This is a genomic window from Protofrankia sp. Cr1 (assembly GCF_963555865.1).
Lineage (GTDB): Bacteria > Actinomycetota > Actinomycetes > Frankiales > Frankiaceae > Protofrankia.
In genome coordinates this window covers 7,903-12,404 of sequence record NZ_CAUVXO010000136.1, presented here as the reverse complement: position 1 = coordinate 12,404, position 4,502 = coordinate 7,903, and the positions used below count along the sequence as shown (strand labels likewise).

At 68.6% G+C, this 4,502-nt stretch carries 4 protein-coding genes; all 4 read left to right on the top strand.

Annotation, left to right across the window (positions count from 1 at the left end):
* Positions 1-208 precede the first annotated feature (208 nt).
* On the top strand, positions 209-2,056 hold the full coding sequence (dnaK, locus tag U9980_RS13065; RefSeq protein WP_322768155.1) for a molecular chaperone DnaK: 1,848 nt from the start codon (positions 209-211) through the stop codon (positions 2,054-2,056).
* Positions 2,053-2,835, top strand: a complete 783-nt coding sequence (gene grpE, locus U9980_RS13060; RefSeq protein ID WP_322768154.1) for a nucleotide exchange factor GrpE — start codon at positions 2,053-2,055, stop codon at positions 2,833-2,835. The genes dnaK and grpE overlap by 4 nt, the downstream gene beginning before the upstream one ends.
* Before the next feature lie 79 nt (positions 2,836-2,914).
* Positions 2,915-4,093, top strand: a complete 1,179-nt coding sequence (gene dnaJ, locus U9980_RS13055) for a molecular chaperone DnaJ (RefSeq protein WP_322768153.1) — start codon at positions 2,915-2,917, stop codon at positions 4,091-4,093.
* Positions 4,090-4,502: heat shock protein transcriptional repressor HspR (locus U9980_RS13050; RefSeq protein WP_322768152.1), on the top strand; the 413-nt coding region annotated here is incomplete at its 3' end. The genes dnaJ and U9980_RS13050, both read left to right, overlap by 4 nt.

Here is a 4,502-nt window from a genome sequence, read left to right as displayed (position 1 = left end):
AGCCCGCCAGCCCCTGACCCTTGGCCTGCCGCAGCTCGGGAACAGAACCGTCCTCAGGAACCTTGAGTCTGAGCAACTCATGTTTGACGATGGCCCGGCTATCATTAGATTCTGAGTGCGAAGGACTCAACTACTACCCGAGCGGTCCCGGCCGAGTTCCCGAAAGAACCGAGCAGCCGGGCCGTCCTGATCTGAGAGGCACACAGACATGGCACGAGCGGTCGGTATCGACCTCGGCACCACGAACTCCGTCGTGAGCGTGCTCGAGGGCGGCGAGCCCACGGTGATCGCCAATGCCGAGGGCTCCCGGACGACCCCGTCCGTCGTCGCCTTCGCCAAGAACGGCGAGGTCCTGGTTGGCGAAGTCGCGAAACGGCAGGCGGTCACGAACGTCGAACGGACCATCCGGTCGGTCAAGCGCCACATGGGCACCGACTGGAAGATGAAGGTCGACACCAAGGACTTCACTCCGCAGCAGATCAGCGCCTTCATCCTCCAGAAGCTCAAGCGGGATGCCGAGTCCTACCTCGGTGAGACCGTGGCCGACGCGGTCATCACCGTGCCCGCCTACTTCGACGACGCCCAGCGTCAGGCGACGACCGAGGCGGGCACCATCGCCGGTCTCAACGTCCTGCGCATCGTGAACGAGCCCACCGCGGCCGCCCTTGCCTACGGCCTGGACAAGGGCGAGAAGGAACAGACCATTCTGGTCTTCGACCTCGGTGGCGGCACCTTCGACGTGTCCCTGCTGGAGATCGGCGACGGCGTTGTCGAGGTGAAGTCGACCTCCGGTGACACCCACCTCGGTGGCGACGACTGGGACCAGCGCGTCACCGACCACCTGATCAAGACCTTCTCCGGTCAGCACGGCGTCGACCTCGGCAAGGACAAAATGGCCCTGCAGCGCCTGCGGGAAGCCGCCGAGAAGGCCAAGATCGAACTGTCGCAGTCCACCCAGACAAGCATCAACCTGCCCTACATCACCGCCTCGGCCGAGGGCCCGCTGCACCTGGACGTCACCCTGACCCGCTCGGAGTTCCAGCGGATGACCTCCGATCTGATCGACCGCTGCAAGCACCCCTTCCAGCAGGCCGTGAAGGACGCCGGGGTCAAGGTCAGCGACATCGACCATGTCGTGCTCGTGGGTGGCTCCACCCGGATGCCGGCCGTGGTCGACCTGGTCCGCGAGCTCACCGGCGGCAAGGAGCCGAACAAGGGCGTCAACCCCGACGAGGTCGTCGCCGTGGGCGCATCCCTGCAGGCCGGTGTCCTCAAGGGCGAGGTCAAGGACGTCCTGCTGCTCGACGTCACCCCGCTCTCCCTCGGCATCGAGACCAAGGGCGGGATCATGACCAAGCTCATCGAGCGCAACACGACCATCCCCACCAAGCGGTCGGAAATCTTCACCACCGCCGAGGACAGCCAGCCCTCCGTCCAGATCCAGGTCTTCCAGGGCGAGCGCGAGATGGCGTCCTACAACAAGAAGCTCGGCATGTTCGAGCTCACCGGCCTGCCGCCGGCACCCCGCGGCATCCCGCAGATCGAAGTCACCTTCGACATCGACGCCAACGGGATCGTCCACGTCTCCGCGAAGGACCTGGGCACCGGCAAGGAACAGTCGATGACGATCACAGGCGGTTCGGCGCTGCCCAAGGACGACATCGACAAGATGGTCCGCGACGCCGAGCAGTACGCCGAGGAGGACCGCAAGCGCCGCGAGGAGGCCGAGACCCGCAACCAGGGCGAAACGCTCGTGTACTCCACCGAGCGGTTCCTGGCCGAGAACGGCGACAAGATCGAAGCAGCGATCAAGGCCGATGTGGAGGAGAAGCTGTCGACGCTGCGCGCGGCGGTCGGCGGTACCGACATCGCGGCCATTCGCGAGGCCACCGGCGAGCTCGCCAAGGCCAGCTCCGCGATGGGTCAGTCGCTCTACGCCGATGCGCAGAGCGCGGCCGGCGCGGGCGGAGCAGGCGGTCCGGCCGGCGCGGGCGGTCCGGGCACGGACGACGACGTCGTGGACGCCGAGATAGTGGACGAGGAGGACAAGAAGTGACCTCGGCGCGCGGGAATGACTGGACGCTCAGCATGTCCACGCCGGACGAACCCGTGATCGTCCGGGACAAGCGCCGCATTGATCCCGAGAGCGGGCAGGTACGAGGGGACGCCATCCGGGTGGAGACAAAGGCTACTGGCGACGCCGCCGCGGCGGCCGCGAGCCCTGCAGGCGCCGCGAGCGTGGGCGCCGCAACCGATGGTGGGGAGTTGCTGGAGTCCCTGCGTCAGCAGGTCGTCGAACGCACCGCCGACCTCCAGCGGCTCAAGGCCGAGTTCGACAACTACCGCCGCCGCGTCGAGCGGGACCGCCAGGTCATGGCCGAGCAGGCGACGGGAAAGCTGCTGGCGGTGCTGCTGCCCACCCTCGACGACATCGGCCGGGCACGTGACCATGGCGACCTGGAGGGTCCGTTCAAGGCGGTCGCCGAGTCGCTGGAGAGCGCGCTTGAGACCGCCGGCCTTGAGCGGTTCGGCTCCCAGGGCGACGAGTTCGACCCGCTGATCCACGACGCGCTCATGCACACCTACTCCTCGCAGGTGACCCGGTCGACCTGCGTGGACGTCTTCCGCGCCGGCTATCGCCACGCCGGTCGGGTACTGCGCCCGGCCCAGGTATCGGTCGCGGAGCCGGCGCCGGATGCCGACGCGGGTGCGGGTGCGGGTGCGGGTGCGGCCGCCGAGACTGCCATCGAAGCTGACATGAACCAGAGCGCGCGAGACGAGACGGCGGGAAGCACGCCGAATGCGGGAGGCGGCGCGACGGAAGCCGTCGAGTAGTCGATGCCATCCGCCCTTTTGCCAGACAACGTCCGCTTCGAGCGTCGATACACGACATGATGGTGAAAGGAGGGGCGCCGTGAGTGTTCGTGACATGGTCGAAAAGGATTACTACGCCGCTCTCGGCGTCCCCAAGGACGCCTCGGCTACCGATATCAAGAAGGCCTACCGCCGGCTTGCCCTCGAGCTGCATCCGGACAAGAACCCCGATGACCCGAAGGCAGAGGCGCGCTTCAAGGAGGTCTCCGAGGCCTACGACGTGCTGTCGGACGAGTCCCGGCGCCGGGAGTACGACGAGGCGCGGGCGCTGTTCGCCGCGGGTGGCACCGCGGGCCATCCCACGGGTGGTTACGGCTACCAACCGGGCGGGTACGGCGCAGGCGGTGCGTTCAACCTGGATGACCTGCTGGGCGGGGCGGGCGCGGGCCCCGGTCCCGGCGGCCTCGGGGGTCTGTTCGACAACCTCTTCCAACGGTCGCCAAGCGGCCGTGGCCCTCGCCGTGGCAGCGACATCGCGGCCGAGGTCACGATCCCGTTCGAGAAGACCCTGACCGGGCTTGAGGCCACCGTCCGCCTGCCGGGCGCCGCGACCTGCGTTACCTGCGTGGGAAGCGGCGCCCGGCCGGGCACGACGCCGCGAACATGCACGACCTGCCGGGGCCTGGGCGTGGTGTCCCGTTCGCAGGGTGGGTTTGCCCTGTCGGAGCCGTGCCGTGACTGCATCGGCAAGGGGACGATCATTGAATCACCGTGCCCGAGCTGCCTGGGCACGGGACGGCGGGAACGCGAACAGCGGATCCGTATCCCACCAGGGGTCGCGGACGGTCAACGGCTCCGGGTCCGGGGTCGCGGATCGCCGGGTGAACGCGGCGGGCAGTCCGGCGACCTCGAAGTCACCGTCCACGTGCTGGCCCACCCGGTTTTCGGCCGTGAGGGGCACAACCTGACGATCATCCTGCCGGTGACCTTCACCGAAGCCGCGCTGGGTGCATCGGTCAAGGTTCCGACGATCGACGGTGCCCCGCTGACGGTGAAGGTTCCGTCCGGAACGTCGAGCGGGCAGCGCCTGCGGGTTCGGGACCGCGGGGTGCCGCGGGGCGGCCACGGCCACGGTGACCTCATCGTGACGATCGAAGTCACGGTGCCACGGCCCGCTGACCTCTCCCCCAAGGCCCGCACCGCGCTACAGGAGTTCGCGCACGCCCATCCCGAAGATCCACGCACGTCGCTGATGGCACAGATGGAGGGCCGGCCATGAAACCACGGCCGAGCCGAACGGCCGATCCGCCGCTCCCACCGAACGGTCTGCCTGCGGCACCCCGGCCCGGCCCCGGGCCGGCGCACGACGACGACACTCCCGTGTATGTGATCTCCATTGCCGCGCAGCTGGCCGGCATGCACCCGCAGACGCTGCGGGCCTACGACCGGCTGGGGCTGGTGACTCCGGGTCGCACATCCGGACGCGGCCGGCGGTACTCCGTCCGGGATGTGGCGCTGCTGCGGGAGGTACAACGGCTGTCCCAGGAGGAGGGGGTCAACCTTGCGGGGATCCGCCGGATCCTGGAGCTGGGCAGCCAGGTGATGATCCTACAGGCGCAGGTCCGCCAACTTACCGAGGAGCTGGCGCTGGCCCGCGCCGACGCCGAACGCCGGGTGGCCGAGGCGCA

What these genes read in the sequence shown, in the direction of transcription:
- dnaK (WP_322768155.1), top strand. Translation starts at nt 209, where the DNA reads ATGGCACGAGCGGTCGGTATCGACCTCGGCACCACGAACTCCGTCGTG.